General features: G+C 35.7%; 20 protein-coding genes and 5 tRNA genes. 11 read left to right on the plus strand and 14 right to left on the minus strand.

The window, feature by feature from the left end; all coding sequences use genetic code 11:
- Positions 1 to 181: 181 nt before the first annotated feature.
- The 8 genes from I2F23_RS01490 to I2F23_RS01525 all read left to right on the plus strand — a co-directional run bounded on the left by I2F23_RS01490 (position 182) and on the right by I2F23_RS01525 (position 7,481).
- Positions 182 to 748 carry a lytic transglycosylase domain-containing protein gene (locus I2F23_RS01490; RefSeq protein WP_195770823.1) on the plus strand — a complete coding sequence of 189 codons (567 nt, stop codon included), beginning with the start codon at positions 182 to 184 and terminating at the stop codon, positions 746 to 748.
- A gap of 152 nt (positions 749 to 900) precedes the next feature.
- Positions 901 to 1,878 (plus strand): bile acid:sodium symporter family protein, encoded by a 978-nt coding sequence (locus I2F23_RS01495; protein WP_195770824.1) that lies wholly within the window; start codon positions 901 to 903, stop codon positions 1,876 to 1,878.
- Between the two features lie 200 nt (positions 1,879 to 2,078).
- Positions 2,079 to 3,083: a sulfate ABC transporter substrate-binding protein gene (locus I2F23_RS01500; protein ID WP_195770825.1), complete on the plus strand. Its 1,005-nt coding sequence runs from the start codon at positions 2,079 to 2,081 to the stop codon at positions 3,081 to 3,083.
- A gap of 29 nt (positions 3,084 to 3,112) precedes the next feature.
- Positions 3,113 to 3,748, plus strand: coding sequence for an RBBP9/YdeN family alpha/beta hydrolase (locus I2F23_RS01505; protein ID WP_195770826.1), 636 nt, complete (start codon positions 3,113 to 3,115; stop codon positions 3,746 to 3,748).
- A gap of 15 nt (positions 3,749 to 3,763) precedes the next feature.
- The gene (cysT, locus tag I2F23_RS01510) at positions 3,764 to 4,597 is read left to right on the plus strand and encodes a sulfate ABC transporter permease subunit CysT (protein ID WP_195770827.1); all 834 of its coding nucleotides are present in this window, start codon (positions 3,764 to 3,766) and stop codon (positions 4,595 to 4,597) included.
- Entirely contained in the window at positions 4,594 to 5,460 is an 867-nt protein-coding gene (cysW, locus tag I2F23_RS01515) for a sulfate ABC transporter permease subunit CysW (protein ID WP_195770828.1), read from the plus strand. Before cysT ends, cysW begins: the two co-directional genes overlap by 4 nt.
- Before the next feature lie 12 nt (positions 5,461 to 5,472).
- The gene (locus I2F23_RS01520; protein WP_195770829.1) at positions 5,473 to 6,534 is read left to right on the plus strand and encodes a sulfate/molybdate ABC transporter ATP-binding protein; all 1,062 of its coding nucleotides are present in this window, start codon (positions 5,473 to 5,475) and stop codon (positions 6,532 to 6,534) included.
- A 23-nt stretch (positions 6,535 to 6,557) separates the two neighbouring features.
- Complete coding sequence (locus tag I2F23_RS01525; RefSeq protein WP_195770830.1) at positions 6,558 to 7,481, plus strand: CysB family HTH-type transcriptional regulator; 924 nt, start codon at positions 6,558 to 6,560, stop codon at positions 7,479 to 7,481.
- Positions 7,482 to 7,525: 44 nt separating this feature from the next.
- Here the strand turns inward: I2F23_RS01525 and I2F23_RS01530 are convergent, their stop codons facing one another.
- The 6 genes from I2F23_RS01530 to I2F23_RS01555 all read right to left on the minus strand — a co-directional run bounded on the left by I2F23_RS01530 (position 7,526) and on the right by I2F23_RS01555 (position 12,605).
- A complete protein-coding gene (locus tag I2F23_RS01530) occupies positions 7,526 to 8,566 on the minus strand; it encodes a type II asparaginase (protein WP_195770831.1) in 1,041 nt (346 codons plus the stop codon).
- Between the two features lie 197 nt (positions 8,567 to 8,763).
- A complete protein-coding gene (locus I2F23_RS01535) occupies positions 8,764 to 10,848 on the minus strand; it encodes a TonB-dependent receptor (RefSeq protein ID WP_195770832.1) in 2,085 nt (694 codons plus the stop codon).
- A gap of 151 nt (positions 10,849 to 10,999) precedes the next feature.
- The gene (locus tag I2F23_RS01540) at positions 11,000 to 11,392 is read right to left on the minus strand and encodes a hypothetical protein (RefSeq protein ID WP_195770833.1); all 393 of its coding nucleotides are present in this window, start codon (positions 11,390 to 11,392) and stop codon (positions 11,000 to 11,002) included.
- Between the two features lie 94 nt (positions 11,393 to 11,486).
- Positions 11,487 to 11,819 carry a hypothetical protein gene (locus I2F23_RS01545; RefSeq protein ID WP_195770834.1) on the minus strand — a complete coding sequence of 111 codons (333 nt, stop codon included), beginning with the start codon at positions 11,817 to 11,819 and terminating at the stop codon, positions 11,487 to 11,489.
- A 58-nt stretch (positions 11,820 to 11,877) separates the two neighbouring features.
- Positions 11,878 to 12,114, minus strand: a complete 237-nt coding sequence (locus I2F23_RS01550; protein WP_195770835.1) for a hypothetical protein — start codon at positions 12,112 to 12,114, stop codon at positions 11,878 to 11,880.
- A 275-nt stretch (positions 12,115 to 12,389) separates the two neighbouring features.
- Complete coding sequence (locus I2F23_RS01555) at positions 12,390 to 12,605, minus strand: hypothetical protein (protein ID WP_195770836.1); 216 nt, start codon at positions 12,603 to 12,605, stop codon at positions 12,390 to 12,392.
- Between the two features lie 123 nt (positions 12,606 to 12,728).
- Between I2F23_RS01555 and I2F23_RS01560 the strand changes: the two genes are divergently transcribed.
- Complete coding sequence (locus tag I2F23_RS01560) at positions 12,729 to 13,316, plus strand: uracil-DNA glycosylase family protein (RefSeq protein ID WP_195770837.1); 588 nt, start codon at positions 12,729 to 12,731, stop codon at positions 13,314 to 13,316.
- Here the strand turns inward: I2F23_RS01560 and tmk are convergent.
- From tmk to pabC, 3 genes are read right to left on the minus strand one after another with little or no spacing between them, the layout of a single operon-like run.
- Entirely contained in the window at positions 13,313 to 13,918 is a 606-nt protein-coding gene (tmk, locus tag I2F23_RS01565; protein ID WP_195770838.1) for a dTMP kinase, read from the minus strand. The two genes, I2F23_RS01560 and tmk, sit on opposite strands and share 4 nt — an antisense overlap.
- Positions 13,919 to 14,974: an endolytic transglycosylase MltG gene (gene mltG, locus I2F23_RS01570; protein ID WP_195770839.1), complete on the minus strand. Its 1,056-nt coding sequence runs from the start codon at positions 14,972 to 14,974 to the stop codon at positions 13,919 to 13,921.
- Between the two features lie 5 nt (positions 14,975 to 14,979).
- Positions 14,980 to 15,792: an aminodeoxychorismate lyase gene (pabC, locus tag I2F23_RS01575; RefSeq protein WP_195770840.1), complete on the minus strand. Its 813-nt coding sequence runs from the start codon at positions 15,790 to 15,792 to the stop codon at positions 14,980 to 14,982.
- Positions 15,793 to 15,989: 197 nt separating this feature from the next.
- On the opposite strand from pabC, the gene gloB reads away from it, so the two are divergent.
- A complete protein-coding gene (gene gloB, locus I2F23_RS01580) occupies positions 15,990 to 16,727 on the plus strand; it encodes a hydroxyacylglutathione hydrolase (protein WP_195770841.1) in 738 nt (245 codons plus the stop codon).
- Positions 16,728 to 17,003: 276 nt separating this feature from the next.
- On the plus strand, positions 17,004 to 17,207 hold the full coding sequence (locus tag I2F23_RS01585; RefSeq protein WP_195770842.1) for a hypothetical protein: 204 nt from the start codon (positions 17,004 to 17,006) through the stop codon (positions 17,205 to 17,207).
- 68 nt (positions 17,208 to 17,275) lie between these two features.
- On the opposite strand, the gene I2F23_RS01590 is transcribed toward I2F23_RS01585, so the two are convergent.
- From I2F23_RS01590 to I2F23_RS01610, 5 genes are all read right to left on the minus strand, one after another.
- Positions 17,276 to 17,360 (minus strand) — tRNA-Leu (locus I2F23_RS01590).
- 39 nt (positions 17,361 to 17,399) lie between these two features.
- A tRNA-Trp gene (locus tag I2F23_RS01595) sits at positions 17,400 to 17,473 on the minus strand.
- A 53-nt stretch (positions 17,474 to 17,526) separates the two neighbouring features.
- Positions 17,527 to 17,611, minus strand: a tRNA-Leu gene (locus I2F23_RS01600).
- A gap of 39 nt (positions 17,612 to 17,650) precedes the next feature.
- Positions 17,651 to 17,724 (minus strand) — tRNA-Trp (locus tag I2F23_RS01605).
- Between the two features lie 31 nt (positions 17,725 to 17,755).
- Positions 17,756 to 17,840, minus strand: a tRNA-Leu gene (locus I2F23_RS01610).
- Positions 17,841 to 17,862 lie beyond the last annotated feature (22 nt).

Here is a 17,862-nt window from a genome sequence, read left to right on the forward strand (position 1 = left end):
ATATGTAAACTATGTCACAATAATATTCACATAAGCCCACCATGTCAACTAGTTATTTATTATTTTTTTAATTATTTTAAATTCAGTATTTTGTACTTCATTGGTGATGATTCGTTGACGCTCATCATAGTGAACATTAGTATTCAAATTTCCCTGTATCAATACTACTCGCTACTGCCTCATGAAGAAGACAATAATATTTAGAAAAGATCTGAGTTCTACTTGGTTTCAGCCGTTTATTTTAGTTTTTATTGCGCTATTAACGGGATGCAGCGGTCTAGGTCCACACAGTGGCTCCGTCGAAACACGATCTATTCGCCTTTCCCACGCAATCCAAAACGCCTATGCAGTACCTTCTTATACAGCAGACAGACTTTCTCCTGTAATTATTCAAAGTGCAGATCGCTATAATGTACCACCTGAACTCATTGCTGCCACTATTCGACAAGAGTCAGGATATCGAAGTGGCTTAAGGTCTGGTGGGGGGGCTGTTGGTCTTACTCAAATTATTCCAAGCTACTGGGCACATCGTTGTCCTGGTGACTTAAATAATGACTATACCAATATTCAGTGTAATGCCTATATATTGTCAACCTATTACGGCCTAGCAGGAAGCTGGTTTAAAGCATCTGCATATTACAATGTAGGTCCAGCAGGTTATCAGTCAAGTTTCTGGACAAGGCATAAAGGGAAAAAATACGCCAGATCAGTCAGACACTATAAAAAACTTCTAAAAAAAGCATTGTAATACGCTCGTATTGGCATATTTTTTGTAGCTCAGCATGGATGCTTTTTATAAATTCACAACTTTATAAGCAAGATTAATATAGACTTAATGCAACATCTTGAGAATCATCATATTATTTATATGAAATATAAATAAAGGAATATGTGCAAATTATGGCAAGACCTAAGTTTTTACCTGATAATTTTAGCCTAATGATTGTAGGCATGCTTTTGCTTGCAACATTTTTACCCATACATGGACAAGCCGCTCAAATCTTTAGTCATCTCACAGATTGTGCAATTGCGCTTTTATTCTTTCTTCACGGTGCTAAACTTTCTAGAGAAGCTGTCATAGAAGGTATTACACATTGGCGTTTACATCTTGTCATTTTTGCAGCAACGTTTGCCTTATTCCCTATTCTTGGCTTTGCTCTAAAACCCCTTATTGAACCGTTACTTGGTCAGCAACTCTATCTTGGCATACTATATTTATGCTTATTACCTTCAACTGTTCAATCGTCTATTGCTTTTACATCTATTGCTAAAGGAAATGTTCCAGCAGCATTATGTAGCGCATCTGCTTCCAATATTTTGGGAATGTTCATCACTCCATTTTTGGTCGGCTTATTCATTACACAACACAACTCTGGGGAGCATGGGTCAAACTTAGGTTCTGCTTTAAATATTATTTTATTGCTTTTTGTTCCTTTTATTCTTGGACAATTATGCCGTAATAAAATGATTCCCTTCCTCACAAAATATAAATCTAGTGTAAAAATGGTGGATCAAGGTTCTATTCTAATGGTGGTTTACTCTGCATTTAGCGCAGCAGTAAGCGAGGGAATTTGGCATCAGGTTTCTGTTTCTACTTTAATTTATTTACTCATAATATGTGCAGGCTTGTTAGCAATTGCCATGATACTCATTCGTATCGGTAGTCGAAAACTTGGTTTTAATGAAGCAGATCAAATTACCATATTATTTTGTGGTTCTAAGAAGACCCTTGCTAGTGGTGTTCCCATGGCTAAAATTCTATTCGCTGGCCAACCCTTTGGCTTAATTTTATTGCCATTAATGCTTTTTCACCAAATTCAGCTCATTACGTGTGGTATTTTGGCAAATCATTTTGCAAAAAAGAACAATACTCATTAAATCAATCATATGACATTCAGAGTTTGATCATTTATATTAAATTTAAATGATCAAATCTATAAAAACGATATAAAACAAAAAGATAATAACCTATATTCTTTTTATTCATATCAAAATTATTTTTTATTATTTTTTATGCTTAGATATCGATTGTATTCTTCTTTTCAGAACTGCAAATCATATCATCTGGGAAAAAGAAAATGCCATTAAATCAAATTAAACTAGGGGTTTTCGCGACACTAATTGGAATCTCATCTTTTAGCGTTGCTGCAAAAGATTTCCTTAACGTATCGTATGACCCAACTCGTGAGCTTTATACAGATATTAATAAAGCTTATGGTGATTACTGGAAACAAAAAACTGGCGAAGCGATTAACTTCAAACAGTCTCATGGTGGGTCTGGTAAACAAGCACGTTCCGTGATTGATGGTTTAAATGCAGATGTTGTCACATTAGCCCTTGCAGCAGATATTGATGCAATTGCAGAAAAAACAGGAAAACTTCCTTTAGACTGGCAAAAACGGTTACCTCAAAATTCAACGCCTTATACTTCTACTATTGTTTTTTTAGTGCGCAAGGATAACCCAAAACATATTAAAGATTGGAACGATCTGGTACGTTCTGATGTTGCCATTATTACACCTAACCCAAAAACTTCAGGTGGTGCGCGTTGGAATTATCTTGCAGCGTGGGCATGGGCAAAACATCAACCTAATGGTACAGATCAAAGTGCACAAGAGTTTGTACGTAAAATCTATAAAAATACAAAAGTATTAGATTCTGGAGCGCGTGGTGCAACAACAACGTTTGTAGAACGTGGTATTGGCGATGTATTGCTTGCATGGGAAAATGAAGCATATTTAGCAACTCGCGAACAGCCAGGTAAATTTGAAATTATTACCCCTTCTCTTTCCATTCTTGCCGAACCACCTGTTGCTGTGGTTGACAAAAATGTAGAAAAAGATGGTAATAAATATGTTGCTCAAGGGTATGTTAACTTCTTATATTCCCCACTAGCACAAAATATTATTGCAAAAAACTATTATCGTCCACGTAATCAAGAAGTACTAAAAAAATACAGTCAAACTTTTAAACCATTAAAATTGGTAACGATTGATCAAGAGTTTGGTGGTTGGTCAAAAGTACAAAAAGTGCATTTTGACAATAACGGGATATTTGACCAAATTGTAAAAGCAAATCAATAAAATAAAAATTGGACATGGGAGCAACTCTAATGCGTAAAGTTCATAATCTTATTGTTCCAGGTGTGGGCGGAAGTAACGAACAACACTGGCAATCTTGGATTGAAAGTCGCTTATCGAATTGCACTCGTGTCCAACAAAATTGGGATACGCCTATTTTAGACGAATGGGTTGAACAGTGGATTCAGACAGTTCAAAGTCTTGATGAGCATGTAGACTTACAGGTTATTGCACATAGCTTCGGTTGCTTAACCAGTATTGCTGCTTTAAACAAATATCCACAACTTATTTCTCGTGTAAAAAAACTTATTTTGGTTGCACCTGCAAACCCAAGTCGTTTTGCAAAAACAGGGTTCTCTCATCATTCAGTCGAGACCTACTCATCATTTTTTGAACAATTAAAAATTACTGTACCAACAACCATGATCATTAGTGAGAATGATCCTTGGCTTAGTTTTTCAGATGCAAAACATTTTGCGAACCATTGGAATGTAGCCACCGTAAATTTAGGCCGTGTTGGCCATATTAATGTCGACTCTGGTTTTGGGGCTTTTCCAGAGCTTATTCCACATCTTTTACTTAATTATAAACAGCGAATGCTTGAACAAAATTCATCTCTTTTATTAAAAAGTACCCAACGCCAATTTTTAGCTCAGTCAGGTTTATAAGAGTTCAAGACATCTATGCGCAACAATAAAGCAGTTTTGCCAGGATTTGGTTTATCTTTAGGATACACCATTCTCTATCTATCAATTATTGTATTTATTCCTCTCTCAGCCGTATTTTTTAAATCGATTGGGATTGGTTGGGATGGTTTCATAGAAATTATTCAAGATACAAGAATATTAAAAGCCTTACAGCTAAGTTTTACAACTGCATTGGTTGCAGCGCTGATTAATGTATTTTTGGGGCTTCTTCTCGCTTGGTGTCTGGTTAGATATCATTTTCCTGGCAAACGTATTGTCGATGCCCTCATTGACCTGCCATTTGCATTACCCACCGCAGTTGCTGGCATTGCATTAACCTCATTATATGCACCTACAGGTTGGATCGGACAATTCTTAGAACCTCATGGGTTCAAAGTTGCTTATACCTCTGTGGGAATTACACTTGCACTTATTTTTATTGGTATTCCATTTGTTGTACGTACAGTTCAGCCAATTCTTAGTGACCTAGAAACTGAACTTGAAGAAGCATCATCTGCTTTAGGTGCGAACCGATGGCAAACCATTCGCTATGTTATTTTCCCTATTATTTTACCATCGTTAATGACAGGTTTTGGTCTCGCATTTGCACGTGGTGTAGGTGAATATGGTTCCGTTATTTTTATTGCAGGAAACCAGCCCTATAAAACAGAAATTGCACCACTCTTAATTATATCTCGTCTTGAAGAATTTGATTATGCAGGTGCTACGACAATTGCCGTCATTATGCTTCTTTTATCTTTTGCACTTTTATTGCTTATTAATCTTCTTCAATCTTGGGCAACACGACGTACAGGGAGAAATGCAACATGAGCCATCCTCACTCACTTGCTAAACAACTCCAAAGTAAAGATGCGACGAGAGAACCATCTTGGGTTCGTTATCTGTTACTTACCCTTGCTTTTATTGTATTTCTTGGACTACTTATCCTTCCACTCGGTTTAGTATTTATAGAAGCATTTAAACAAGGTGTTGGCGTCTATTTTAATGCGCTCATCGACTCAGATACTAGATCAGCAGTAAAACTTACCCTCATTACAGCTCTGATTGCTGTCCCCCTAAATGTTATTTTTGGGGTAGCTGCAGCATGGGCAGTTGCTAAATTTAATTTCAAGGGCAAAACCCTACTTACGACGCTAATTGATACACCATTTTCGGTATCTCCTGTTATTGCAGGTCTAATGCTTGTACTTATTTTTGGTACACAAGGTTGGTTAGGAGAATGGCTTCAAGACCACAACATGCAAATCCTTTATTCAACCCCCGCAATTATTTTAGCGACCGTCTTCATTACCGTACCTTTCGTAGCTAGAGAGCTTATTCCTCTTATGCAAGCCCAAGGCAATGATGAAGAAGAAGCTGCAATTTTATTAGGTGCATCCGGTTGGACAACTTTTTGGAAAATTACTCTACCAAATATTAAATGGGGACTTCTATACGGCATTATTTTATGTAATGCCCGTGCAATGGGTGAATTTGGTGCGGTATCTGTTGTTTCAGGTCATATTCGTGGTCAAACAAACACCTTACCATTACATGTAGAAATCTTATACAACGACTATAGCTATAGTGCAGCTTTTGCTGTGGCTTCACTCCTCGCATTTTTAGCAATTTTAACCTTAATTATTAAAACTTGGGTTGAAGTTCGCCAAGAAAATAATTCATCGACACACTAAGGGGCATGAATAATGAGTATTCAAGTTAAAAACATAGAGAAAAACTTTGGTAATTTTCATGCTCTCAATAATATTAGTTTAGACTTTCCCGAAGGTCAGCTTGTGGCATTACTTGGGCCATCAGGGTGTGGAAAAACAACATTACTACGTATTATTGCCGGACTTGAGCAAGCAGATTCAGGACAGGTTATTTTAGAAGGACAAGATGCAACAAAAACACATGTCCGAGAAAGACAAGTTGGTTTTGTATTCCAACATTATGCTTTATTCAGACATATGACTGTATTTGATAACGTTGCATTTGGGCTAAAAGTTCGTCCTAAGTCTGAACGTCCATCAGATGCTGAAATATCTAAACGTGTTCACCAGTTACTTGAGCTTGTACAGCTAGACTTCTTGTCTAATCGTTACCCTTCTCAACTTTCAGGTGGCCAAAGACAGCGTATTGCTCTTGCACGTGCACTTGCAGTAGAACCTCGTGTATTGCTACTTGATGAGCCATTTGGTGCACTCGATGCAAAAGTAAGAAAAGAGTTACGTAGATGGCTACGCAATTTACATGATGAGCTACATATTACCTCTATCTTTGTGACACATGACCAAGAAGAAGCATTAGAGGTTGCAGATAAAATTGTAGTAATGAATAAAGGAAATATCGAGCAAATTGGCTCACCTCGTGAAGTTTACGAAAAGCCTGAAACATCATTTGTTTTTGACTTCTTAGGCCAAGCCAATAAATTCGAAGGGGTTCAACAAAATGGTAAACTCACAATAGGTGAAGATCAGCTTATTTTGCCATCTACTCATCAAAGTGGTCATCTCATCGCATTTGCTCGTCCACATGAGTTAACCATTCATACACAGGCTACAGAAAATGCCATACAAGCTACTTTTTTACGCTATGTATGGGTTGCGGGGAAAATTATTGCAGAATTAGAAGATCGACAAGGTCATCCAATTGAAGTTTTGGTTTCCTCTGAGCAAGCCACCGAACAAGCCTTAACAGCAAATCAAACCGTTTGGGTATCTGCACAGAATTTACATATTTTTGAAAAAACGGCAACGTCTGCTTAAAGATTAGTGAGAGTAAAAAAACAATGAACTTCCAACAACTACGTATTATTAGAGAAACGGTACGCCAGAACTTCAACTTAACTGAAGCATCAGCAGCATTATTTACTTCACAATCTGGTGTAAGTAAACATATTAAAGATTTAGAAGATGAGCTTGGCGTGCAACTTTTTATTCGTAAGGGAAAAAGATTGCTTGGCTTAACTGAACCAGGACAAGCACTTTTAGGTGTTGTTGAGCGTATGCTTATTGATGCCGACAATATTAAACGTCTCGCAGATGAGTTTAATAAAATTGATGAAGGTACACTGACAATTGCAACCACGCATACTCAGGCACGTTATGTTCTTCCACCAATTGTTAATTTATTTAAGAAACAATTTCCAAAAGTGCATTTGGTATTGCAGCAAGCGAGTCCTGCTGAAATTGTAGAAATGCTTCTTCAAGGACAAGCCGATATTGGAATAGCCACAGAATCATTAACAACAGAAGAAAATCTAGCGGGCTTACCTTACTATACATGGCAACATAGTGTCATTACACCACCTGACCATCCACTCACACAGGTCAACAAAGTGACCTTAGAGGAATTGGCGAAGTACCCTATTGTTACTTACCATGAAGGCTTTACAGGCCGCTCTAAAATAGATCAAGCTTTTAAAGATGCAGGGATTGATGCTGATATCGTCATGTCTGCTTTAGATACAGATGTAATTAAGACTTATGTAGAGTTAGGTATGGGCATTGGTATTATCAATAGTATTGCCTATGATACAAAACGAGATGTACATTTATCTCAAGTAAAAACATCATTATTTGATATTAATACAACATGGATTGCTGTGCGTAAAGGTCACTTATTACGTGGATATGGCTATGAGTTCATTTCACTGTGCTCACCTGATGCCAATATTGTAGAGTTAAAAAAAGCAGCTTACCCTGAAGATTAATTATAAGTAAGACGCCCAAGTTCCCTTAGGCGTCTTTCATTGTTTTAGTATTGATTAAAAAATTGTTGGATTTGTACAGGATCATTTGTTTTTGTCAGAGCTGTCATAAGCAAAATACGTGCTTTTGCTGGATTTAACGTACCTGAAACAAGACCTGGTTGAGCTGAATCGACAGGTACACTTCCTCCTCCAGTACGAGAAGATCTCACAACAACAATGCCTGCTTTTTCTGCTTTTTTAATTCCTGCATCACTTCGTACTGAAACAGATCCTGCACCCGTACCTGCATAAATGATACCTTTTACATGGTGAGCAATGGCCGCATCATACATATATTCAGGATCATCTTGATAACCATAAATAATAACAACAGGTGGCAACTCATTAAGCTGGCGAACATCAAATATCGAATCTGTTGTATGCTTTTTCTCTACGCGATTATTATATTCAATATGACCATCAATAATCGTACCTAAATAACCTTCTTCAGGTGCTTTAAAGGTATCTAATGAATTAGCATTCGTTTTTGTCATAAAACGAGCTGCTCCAATTTTATCATTTAATACGACAAGCACACCTCTACCTTTAGATTGCTCATTGGAAGCCACTTTAACAGCTTCTAATAAGTTCATTGGACCATCAGCACTTATAGCTGTTGCAGGTCGCATAGCAGCTGTAAAGACAACAGGTTTATCACTTTTTACCGTTAAGTTTAAGAAATATGGAGTTTCGTCTAAAGTATCTGTACCATGTGTAATCACTACACCATCGACATCCTTTTGTGAAAGTAACTCATTTACACGTTTTGACAACTTCAAAATGACATCACTAGTCATATTTTCACTGCCAATATTTGCAACTTGTTCTCCAGTAACATGCGCCACTTTGTTAACCTCAGGTACAGCATTAATCAAATTTTGCACACCAATTGCGCCTGGTTTATAACCTGTTGTCTGAGTATGGCTTGCAGCAGAACCTGCAATAGTTCCACCAGTAGCTAAAATAACAATATTTGGTAATTTATCTGCAAATGTTGAACCACTCATCAAAAGTAATGCTGTTACAAAAAAAGCGCCTAGTTTCATTCTAGATCCTTAGAAATAAGATTAATTTATAAAAATATAACTGAGCTGTCATATATCCGTCATAGTCAAATAAAATAGTAATGACTTAAGCAAGAAGTTACAAAGCAATCTGCCTTATACCTAAGTCTAATAGCAAAAACTATGAGTAAAAAAAAGCGATTAAAATCAAATTAATCGCTTTTTAAACCAGAATAAAATTAGAAACGGTATCGTAATGTAAATTGGGCATTAATTGGATCACCAATTAAAGCACCCGTACTCGATAAACCATGTGCAGAAATATAATAATGTCTGTCAAATACGTTGTTTAAATTTATACCAATATCATAACGGTCACTTGTATAACCTACAGCTGCATTCATAATTGCATAACCCGGTAATCTAAGCGCATTGTCTGGTGCAGCATATTGATAAGTTTGTGCTTTACCACCTAATGCGGCATACCAATGATCATTGAGTTTATATTTCACCCATAGATTTGCAGAGTTCTTTGGTGTGAGTGCAGCTTTAGATCCCACAGGAACAGTAGATAAAGCCGACTTCGTCATTTTCCCATCAAGATACGCATAACCTGCCAATACCGACCACTGATCTGTAATATTACCTACCGTAGTCACCTCAATGCCTTTTGTTTCTTGCTCACCTGCCACTACAGCAGTTTGTCCTGTTTTATCGGCAGGATCTTGTTGTAAGATATTATTTTGTGTCGTATCAAAAGCAGATAACGTTACATTATAATCAGGCGTAATATCCCACTTGGCACCAACCTCATAGCTCTTAGTTTGAGTTGGCTTAAGATTAGATAAATTATTATATACTGTCAGTGCATCCGACAATGGCTGGAATGACTGATTATAAGATGCGTAAAGTGATAAATTCTTGATCGGTTCATATACCAACCCAACTCTTGGAGAAACTTTATTATCTGTACGATTATAAGTTGTTAAAGCATTGGTTTTTACTGTCAATCCCGAGCGTTTCTGATCTAAATTGTCATATCTCGCACCAATTAACATTTTAATTTGAGATGTAAAGCTTATGAGGTCTTGTAAATAAATACCTGTTGTGGTGCTGTTATTCTTATTATCTGTCTTTGCGGTATTTGTCGAAATAGGTGACCAGTTTGGTAAGACAATTTGATTAATTGACGTTGTATATGCAGCAGGAGATGCAAAAATTTGATCATCTTTATTTTGATGACTTACTTCAAGACCAGCTAAAGCATTATGCTCAATGTTTCCTGTTTTGAACTTACCAGAGATTTCTTGTTCAGTAGAAACTCCTTTCTCATTACGAAAACGACGAGATTGGACTAAAGAAATAACGCCTTTACTATATGAAGCATTTGAAAACTGTCTATCTAGAGAATATGTATAACCATGTACAACACCATGATACTTCCATGCATTATTAAACTCATGATCTAAAGTTGCTGTTGCACTTTTCACTTCAATATCAGTATCACCAACTTGTTTAGCATTTGCAGCACCAAGAAAAACTTTATCATTTAACTGTAAAGGTCTTTTTGTAGTTGGGTCCATAGGAACCCCTTGGTCGGCCAATCGATCATCATGTAAATAATCTGCTTGTAGTAAAAGCTTAGTTTTGTCCGAAATATCCCATAGTACTGATGGTGAAATCGCTTGACGCTGTAGAAATGCCTGATTTCGATATCCACCTGAATTTTCAACAGCACCAGTCAATCTTGCCTTTACTGTTTGGCTGATCGGTTCATTTAAGTCAAATTGCGCTCTTCTTTGTCCTAAAGTGCTGCCCATAAGATCAATTTCATGTAACGGTTCGAGCATTGGTTTTTTTGTCACACGATTGATTAACCCACCTGCTGAACCACGACCATAAAGTACAGATGCAGGCCCTTTTACTACTTCTATGCGTTCAGTATTAGAGAGATCTCGATAGTACATTGCATCATCACGAAAACCATCAACATAGTTATCGTAAACAGAGTTAAAACCACGAATTGAAACCTGATCTCGCTGCCCATCGCCTGTACTAAAACCAACACCAGGTACATTCTGTAAAGCACCTTGTATAGAGGTAACTCCTTGTTCTTTTAATATTTCTTGTGGAATAACATTCACTGTTTGAGGAACATCTTTTAACTGCATTAATCCTTTTGTTGCCGTCGATGCCTCAGTCATCTTTGCTTTTAAAGTTTTCTGCTCTGCTTTAACTTGAATACTAGGTAAATCGACTGTATCGGCATATGTAAGTGCTGAAATAGAAGATAAAATCGAGAGAATTAATGTTGTCTTTTTCATAGTTGAAAGAATACTTATATACATTTAGTGTAAAAAGGCCTACACAATAAATACACTTTCTTAAAACAATATTAAGAATAATTATCATTTAATTTATTAGTTATAAAATCTTAAAGTTTATATCAGACCATCAAAAATGATGGTCTTCCTACTAATTATGCCAAAACTTAACACTGGCTCCCGAAGGAGAGTCTTTTACCGTATATTTATAAATTTTATTAACTATCATTGATTTACACATATCAGCATTACCTCCCATTCCCATAACAATCTGAGAAAACTTCTCGCATGTTAACATCTCAACATCTTGAAATGGACCTGTGTCATTACTATATGCATTTGCATAGTAGTTTTTCATAAACGCAACTTTTTTATTACAAGTATCCCCACCATTCGCATTTGCGACTTTTGCCACTAGACCATGACGTATATCTCGTTCACTTACAACAAAACATGTTCTATAACCAGACTCAGCAAATGTATTTGTTGAAAATACAACTGAACATATAACCGTCAAAATATTAAATACTGAAAAAATTCTCATCTTAAAATTACTCAAAGTATGTTTCAAAAAATGTGATTTAAATCACAAATAAATATACTTTATTTAATTTTTAATCCTTGATGCTTTTTTGTATTTAATGATTAACGACAGGAACCAACTTTCCTAATAATTCAATGAGACTTGGCGTATCTGTTACACCAAAATACTCTATATTGTCTGCATATAAAGAAAAAATGACAATATATTGATACATGTCTGGATTAACATCATGTGCTATGAGAACAGTAATATATTTCGGCGAATTCGGTGGATTAAAGTAAAGGCTAGGATCACAAATATAACCTAATCTTTCCATACCCTCTTCTGGTGTGATAGGGCCATCAGCAGTTTGCAACTCACGATTGAGCTCCGCGCTAAAATCGTATTTAGCATCTGCCCACCCTGTTCTATAGTTATACTCGTACATGAGACTCCAGTCTGTGAAATAAATAAGAGTGCATCATGCACTCTTATCTCAACACCTTTTAGTGCTGTATATCAATGATTTTATATCTAGTTTCTAATAATAAAGAACCTATTTCTCTACCTATTTCTGGACTTTCTAAAACTTGAAGATAATTACTCTCTTGAATTTTCTGATCATTTTCATCATACCACTCAACAACTGTGGTCTGTTCCCCATTGTTTTTGTTTTTAATAATTTCCTGAGTATGTACTTTCGAAGTTGAGCCGTCCAAGATCTTTTCTAGTGTAACAATCACTTCACAATTCCTATGTAAGTCTTTAAAGTGGGTTATAAATAACATAGAAATGGAATATTGTGCCGAATAAAGTGTTTCAAAGCATTGCACATGAATTCTACAATAAAAAAAACCACGCAATTGGGGTATTAACGTGGCTATAAAGATAGGTTGATAACCCCCTATCAATTAAGATTATTATATAATAAATATGAGCAATATACAAATATATTACAGAATAATTTCAAATTGATTGTTTTTAAATCAATAGATTAGAAATAAAATAAGATTCCTCACTAATCTAATACTTTATAAATTTTTGAACTTCGACTACTTTGAAAAAGTAACTCAATAGAGGGAAGAATTCTTTCACCTTTTACTTCAATAAAATGAATACGTTGTACTAAACTTTTTTTAGCATTTGAATGTTGGTGCGTGAATGGATTTAAAAAAGCTGTTGCGTCATGAATTTTATCGAACTGATCTTTAACTCTAATAAGTAAAGTTTTCATTTTGAAACTCACTGTGATGAACAGATCATTTTTATAGCATATTTAAAGTCGTATAAAAAACAAACATTGTAAGAATTTATGGCATAGTTAATAATAGTTATCAAATGTAAATGGTTCATTATTATGTTACCTACCGAAGAAACACATCCCTTATTACCTTTTTTACCAAAAACTGCCAAACTGCTTATGCTTGGTAGTTTCCCACCGCCACAAAGCAAATGGAAAATGAATTTTTATTACCCTAATTATCAGAATGATATGTGGCGTATTATGGGAATTATTTTTTATGAAGATCCTTTATACTTTTTAGACACATCACATAAAAGCTTTCATCTAAGTCAGATTAAAGATTTTTTAACGGCGCATCATATCGCAATATTTGATACTGCCTATAAGGTCAGACGCTTAAAAGGCAATGCATCAGATAAATTTTTGGAAGTTATTGAGCCAAGTAACCTGCCCCATCTGTTAAATGCTATTCCTGAATGTAAATCAATTATGACCACAGGTGAAAAAGCAACTCAAACACTCATGCAACATTTTCCATCGAATTCTGTAGCACCAACAATTCAACAAGCTAGTCAGGTTCATTTTTTGGATAGAAATATAAATTTATATAGAATGCCATCTACATCTCGTGCTTACCCCAGACCTATTCAAGAAAAAGCTGAGGTATATCGAGCATTATTTAAGACGGTTGGTTTACTTTAAAATGCATTTAATATATCTAAAACCTGCTGAAACACTTCTGCTTCAGAACATGTCGCATCTATTTTATAAATACGTTTTGGATGTTTCTCATATAAATACGCATACCCTTCACGAACTTTAGAAAAGAAAGAAAGCTTTTCTTTCTCAAATCGATCTAGCTCACCTCGCGCGCGCGCACGCGACATTCCGACTTCGATTGGAGCATCCAACCAAAATGTAATATCTGGCATCTTAGGAACAAAGGTTTCATTTAACAGCTCAAGTTTTTGTTGACTCAAACCACGACCTTTCACCTGATAAGCAAAACTTGCATCGGTAAATCGATCACTTAAAACAACTTTCCCCTCTTTTAATGCAGGTAAAATAACTTGATTTAAGTGTTGACTACGGGCTGCATAAATAAGCAATAGCTCAGTATCTGCACACATTGTCTCAGTCTCATCGACCTGTAAGAGTAAATTTCTCACTTTCTCCGCTAAAGCTGTACCACCTGGTTCTCGTGTCAGAATAATTTCTTTATTTTTTTCTAAGAAATGGTCGTGTACACGCTTAATTAAAGTACTCTTGCCGACCCCTTCAGTACCTTCAAAACTAATAAACATTTAGGGTGTTGCTCCATTCTTCTTAGCTTTTAAAACAGACAAATAATTTTGAACAGCAGCATTGTGTTCAGACAATGTTTCACTAAACTTATGACCACCATTTCCTGTTGCAACAAAATACACATTTTTTGAATTATCTGGGTGCATCGCAGCCTCAATTGACTTGGTATCTGGCAGTGCAATTGGTGTAGGTGGTAAACCATTTATAGTATACGTATTATAAGGCGTTGGTGTACGTAAATCTTGCTTAGAGATAGAACCTGTATATTGGTCACCAAGACCATAAATCACCGTAGGATCAGTTTGTAATCTCATATTTTGTTGAAGTCGACGTACAAATACACCCGACACCTCATTCAGTTCGGTATCTAAGCTGGTTTCTTTTTTTATAATAGAAGCCATAATTAGTGCATCATATTTATTTTTATAAGGTAGATTTGGTGCACGATTTTCCCATGCTCGATCTAAAGCCTCCATCTGACGATGATAGAGATTTAATAAAATCTTTTTATCCGTTTCACCCTTATTGAAAAAGTAGGTGTTTGGTGCCAGTAAACCTTCTAAGTTTTTATAAGGAATTCCTAATTCAGCCATCATTTCACCGTACGGTAAATTCACAATGGTTTTAGTCACATAAGGATCCTGACGTAACCGATCTAAAAGTTGTTTAGATGTCGTTCCATCAATCACCATAATTTTATTCATTTGTGAATTTTCAGCATTTGACATCAAGTCTAATACTTCAATGACTGTCATTCCTTTCTCGACTTCATACACACCAGCTTTTAATGTGCCATGAACCATTAATTTACGATAAATTTTCACAACTGTTGGGAATTCTATTTTATTTTGCTGTGCCAACCGGTCAATAAGCCCTGTATATGTTTCGCCCTGATTAATAGAGATAAACTGTTTTTGTCCTTCTATCGGATACTGTCTTCCAAGGCTTACGCCATAAATTCCCCAACAACCTGCAATAATGATACACAATATAGTCAGCCAGAAAAATTTTCTGGTTTTCTTACTTTCAGGTCTTTTCTTTTCCATTTTACTCATCATTATTACATTTGATCTAAATTCAACGTATTAAACAACTGCTTCGTTATTTCAATATTCAAACATTGGCGATTTAATGTATGAACTGCTTGCATCGGATGTAGTGCATTACAATAAAATAAAGCTTCTATATCTTTAATCTCGCTCATATCAATATCACGTATTGCATGCAGAATATTAAATTGCACCATACGATCTAATATTTCAGCACGCATTATGCCATGGACACCATTATAGCGAAGATCAGGCGCAACCCATTCCCCATTTAACAACAAAAAGCAATTACTGCTTATGCCTTCAACAATTCGATCATGAATATCTAAAACAAGTGCTTCATTTAGCCCTCGCTTTGTAGCTTCGGCTTTTAAAATGACTTGCTCAAGCCGATTTAAAGATTTAACACCTACCAGATGAGGCATTGTTAAACCAATTCTATTCTCCAATATATCGCTTTCATGTAATACTGAATACTTTGCAATACATGCATCGCTTGGGAAGAAAAACACATAAACATCTGCAATATTTGTAGGAGAAAAGCCATAACCTCTTTGTCCCTCTCCACGGCTAATTAATACCTTTAACGTACCTTGAGAAAATTCCTTTTGAAATAAAATATTCAGCATATTCAACAAAGTTGATTGATCAAACTGAAGCATCAACGCAGCTGATGCCTTATTTAAGCGCTCTAAGTGTCTAGATAAAAGCTGTATACGTCCATCTTGCACACATGCTGTCGTAAAACAGCCATCACCATACTGAAATGCTCGATCAGATAAAGAAACGTGTTCAACATATTTACCGTTTTTAAAGCAAAGCATATGTATTCTCATTTTTCGTTAAGTATTAGTGTAATTTTTTTATCTAAAATAAACACGTATTTTTACGAAAAGTTTTGATTTATCAAACATTAATAACAATATTTTCTACAATTTAGATCTCACAACTTACATCAAGGCTGGTAAGATATCTTTGTTCATCTTATATTAGGTATTATGGATACGTAGGAATAAATAAAATGCCGAGCTTTAAAATCCATCTTATTGATGTTCAAAATAGCTTACAAAATTATATTTGGATTCTGGAAGATACAAAAACCCATGATATTGTCGTTATAGACCCTACAGAAAGCCAAATTGTGATTGATTATTGTGAGTCTCACTATCTAAAAGTAAAACAGATTTGGGTGACACATTGGCACAAAGACCATATTGCAGGTATACCAAAACTTTTGGAAAAGTATAAAAATGTTCCTGTATATGGCCCCAAAGCAGAAGCTTCACAAATACCGACTTTATCTCATTTTTTAGATGATTCAGACATATTTCATTTTAATTGTTTTGAAGTCAATATTATTGCGACACCTGGGCACACCTTAGGTCATATTGTCTTTTATATACCAGAAATTGGCTGTGTATTTGTTGGCGATACATTATTTGCAATGGGCTGTGGTCGTGTATTTGAAGGAACACATAAACAAATGTATGAATCCTTACAACGGCTTGCCTCTCTGCCAGACAACACCGAGGTTTACTGTACTCATGAATACACTTTAAGTAATGCAAAATTTGCAGTCACTCTAGAACCAGATAATTTTTTACTTGAAGAGCGTGCAGAGCATGTCGAATACCTAAGACTACTGAACAAACCTACTCTTCCAACCACGATTGCTTTAGAAAAAGCAACCAACCCGTTCATTAGAGCAAAATCTATCGAGCAGTTTTCACAGTGGCGAACACGTAAAGACAATGCATAAATGAAATATATTGTTACATCATCACAAAAAGTGTCAATGTAAGCCTTAAAATTATATTTTTAAATTTCGTTTAATTTAAGTATTTGACTTTAAAAAGCTATTTATTATTTAAGATAATTCTTAAAAATTACGTTTTAACAAAATTTGTAACCACTGTTGTTATTTTATAACATTTTTTTTTGAAACGTAATTTTTTCACATTTATTAATCTTTTACCCCTTTAAAAATCATGGATAGAACCTTATAAATAAGAGAGTATAAATAAGGAGAGAATCCATGAAAAAAGTTGTTAAAGCAAAAAACTTAATTGCTTTTCGAATTTGGTTAGAAAAATTGGGGTATTCGGTAAAGAACTTAACAGACAATAAGGGATTTACGTTTAGCTTTAAAAAAGAGTATGGTCTTGTGACAAATGAATTGGGGGGTAACTCATTGGCAATGCAACTTGGTGAAGAGTTTGAAGATCACTTAAAAGCCTAATGAGTCGTCTTGGATCTACTCCTAGCAGACACAAAAAAAGCAAGACTCTAGTCTTGCTTTTTTAATATTGGTGGGGATGAAGAGACTCGAACTCTTACACCTTGCGGCGCTGGAACCTAAATCCAGTGCGTCTACCAATTTCGCCACATCCCCTTTGAGTTTCAACTCAGATTTTAGAAAAACTTCTAAAAGTGGTAGAAAATAAAGGATTCAAACCTTTACGAACGGTTTTGGAGACCATCATGCTACCATTACATCAATCCTCTAGATTAAAACTCACATAATAAAAAAGCAAGACAGATATCTTGCTTTTAAATATTGGTGGGGATGAAGAGACTCGAACTCTTACACCTTGCGGCGCTGGAACCTAAATCCAGTGCGTCTACCAATTTCGCCACATCCCCTTTGAGTTTCAACTCAGATTTTAGAAAAACTTCTAAAAGTGGCAGAGAATAAAGGACTCGAACCTTTACGAACGGTTTTGGAGACCGTCATGCTACCATTACATCAATCCTCTACATTCTTAACAACATAATGTTATTAAAAATTGGTGGGGGCGAAGAGACTCGAACTCTTACACCTTGCGGCGCTGGAACCTAAATCCAGTGCGTCTACCAATTTCGCCACGCCCCCGATGGCTGTGTATATTATAGAG

This window comes from Acinetobacter pollinis, assembly GCF_015627175.1.
GTDB classification, from domain to species: Bacteria; Pseudomonadota; Gammaproteobacteria; order Pseudomonadales; family Moraxellaceae; genus Acinetobacter; species Acinetobacter pollinis.

What these genes read in the sequence shown, in the direction of transcription:
- I2F23_RS01490 (WP_195770823.1), top strand. Translation starts at nt 182, where the DNA reads ATGAAGAAGACAATAATATTTAGAAAAGATCTGAGTTCTACTTGGTTT.
- I2F23_RS01495 (WP_195770824.1), top strand. Translation starts at nt 901, where the DNA reads ATGGCAAGACCTAAGTTTTTACCTGATAATTTTAGCCTAATGATTGTA.
- I2F23_RS01500 (WP_195770825.1), top strand. Translation starts at nt 2,079, where the DNA reads ATGCCATTAAATCAAATTAAACTAGGGGTTTTCGCGACACTAATTGGA.
- I2F23_RS01505 (WP_195770826.1), top strand. Translation starts at nt 3,113, where the DNA reads ATGCGTAAAGTTCATAATCTTATTGTTCCAGGTGTGGGCGGAAGTAAC.
- cysT (WP_195770827.1), top strand. Translation starts at nt 3,764, where the DNA reads ATGCGCAACAATAAAGCAGTTTTGCCAGGATTTGGTTTATCTTTAGGA.
- cysW (WP_195770828.1), top strand. Translation starts at nt 4,594, where the DNA reads ATGAGCCATCCTCACTCACTTGCTAAACAACTCCAAAGTAAAGATGCG.
- I2F23_RS01520 (WP_195770829.1), top strand. Translation starts at nt 5,473, where the DNA reads ATGAGTATTCAAGTTAAAAACATAGAGAAAAACTTTGGTAATTTTCAT.
- I2F23_RS01525 (WP_195770830.1), top strand. Translation starts at nt 6,558, where the DNA reads ATGAACTTCCAACAACTACGTATTATTAGAGAAACGGTACGCCAGAAC.
- I2F23_RS01530 (WP_195770831.1), bottom strand. Translation starts at nt 8,566, where the DNA reads ATGAAACTAGGCGCTTTTTTTGTAACAGCATTACTTTTGATGAGTGGT.
- I2F23_RS01535 (WP_195770832.1), bottom strand. Translation starts at nt 10,848, where the DNA reads ATGAAAAAGACAACATTAATTCTCTCGATTTTATCTTCTATTTCAGCA.
- I2F23_RS01540 (WP_195770833.1), bottom strand. Translation starts at nt 11,392, where the DNA reads ATGAGAATTTTTTCAGTATTTAATATTTTGACGGTTATATGTTCAGTT.
- I2F23_RS01545 (WP_195770834.1), bottom strand. Translation starts at nt 11,819, where the DNA reads ATGTACGAGTATAACTATAGAACAGGGTGGGCAGATGCTAAATACGAT.
- I2F23_RS01555 (WP_195770836.1), bottom strand. Translation starts at nt 12,605, where the DNA reads ATGAAAACTTTACTTATTAGAGTTAAAGATCAGTTCGATAAAATTCAT.
- I2F23_RS01560 (WP_195770837.1), top strand. Translation starts at nt 12,729, where the DNA reads ATGTTACCTACCGAAGAAACACATCCCTTATTACCTTTTTTACCAAAA.
- tmk (WP_195770838.1), bottom strand. Translation starts at nt 13,918, where the DNA reads ATGTTTATTAGTTTTGAAGGTACTGAAGGGGTCGGCAAGAGTACTTTA.
- mltG (WP_195770839.1), bottom strand. Translation starts at nt 14,974, where the DNA reads ATGAGTAAAATGGAAAAGAAAAGACCTGAAAGTAAGAAAACCAGAAAA.
- pabC (WP_195770840.1), bottom strand. Translation starts at nt 15,792, where the DNA reads ATGCTTTGCTTTAAAAACGGTAAATATGTTGAACACGTTTCTTTATCT.
- gloB (WP_195770841.1), top strand. Translation starts at nt 15,990, where the DNA reads ATGCCGAGCTTTAAAATCCATCTTATTGATGTTCAAAATAGCTTACAA.
- I2F23_RS01585 (WP_195770842.1), top strand. Translation starts at nt 17,004, where the DNA reads ATGAAAAAAGTTGTTAAAGCAAAAAACTTAATTGCTTTTCGAATTTGG.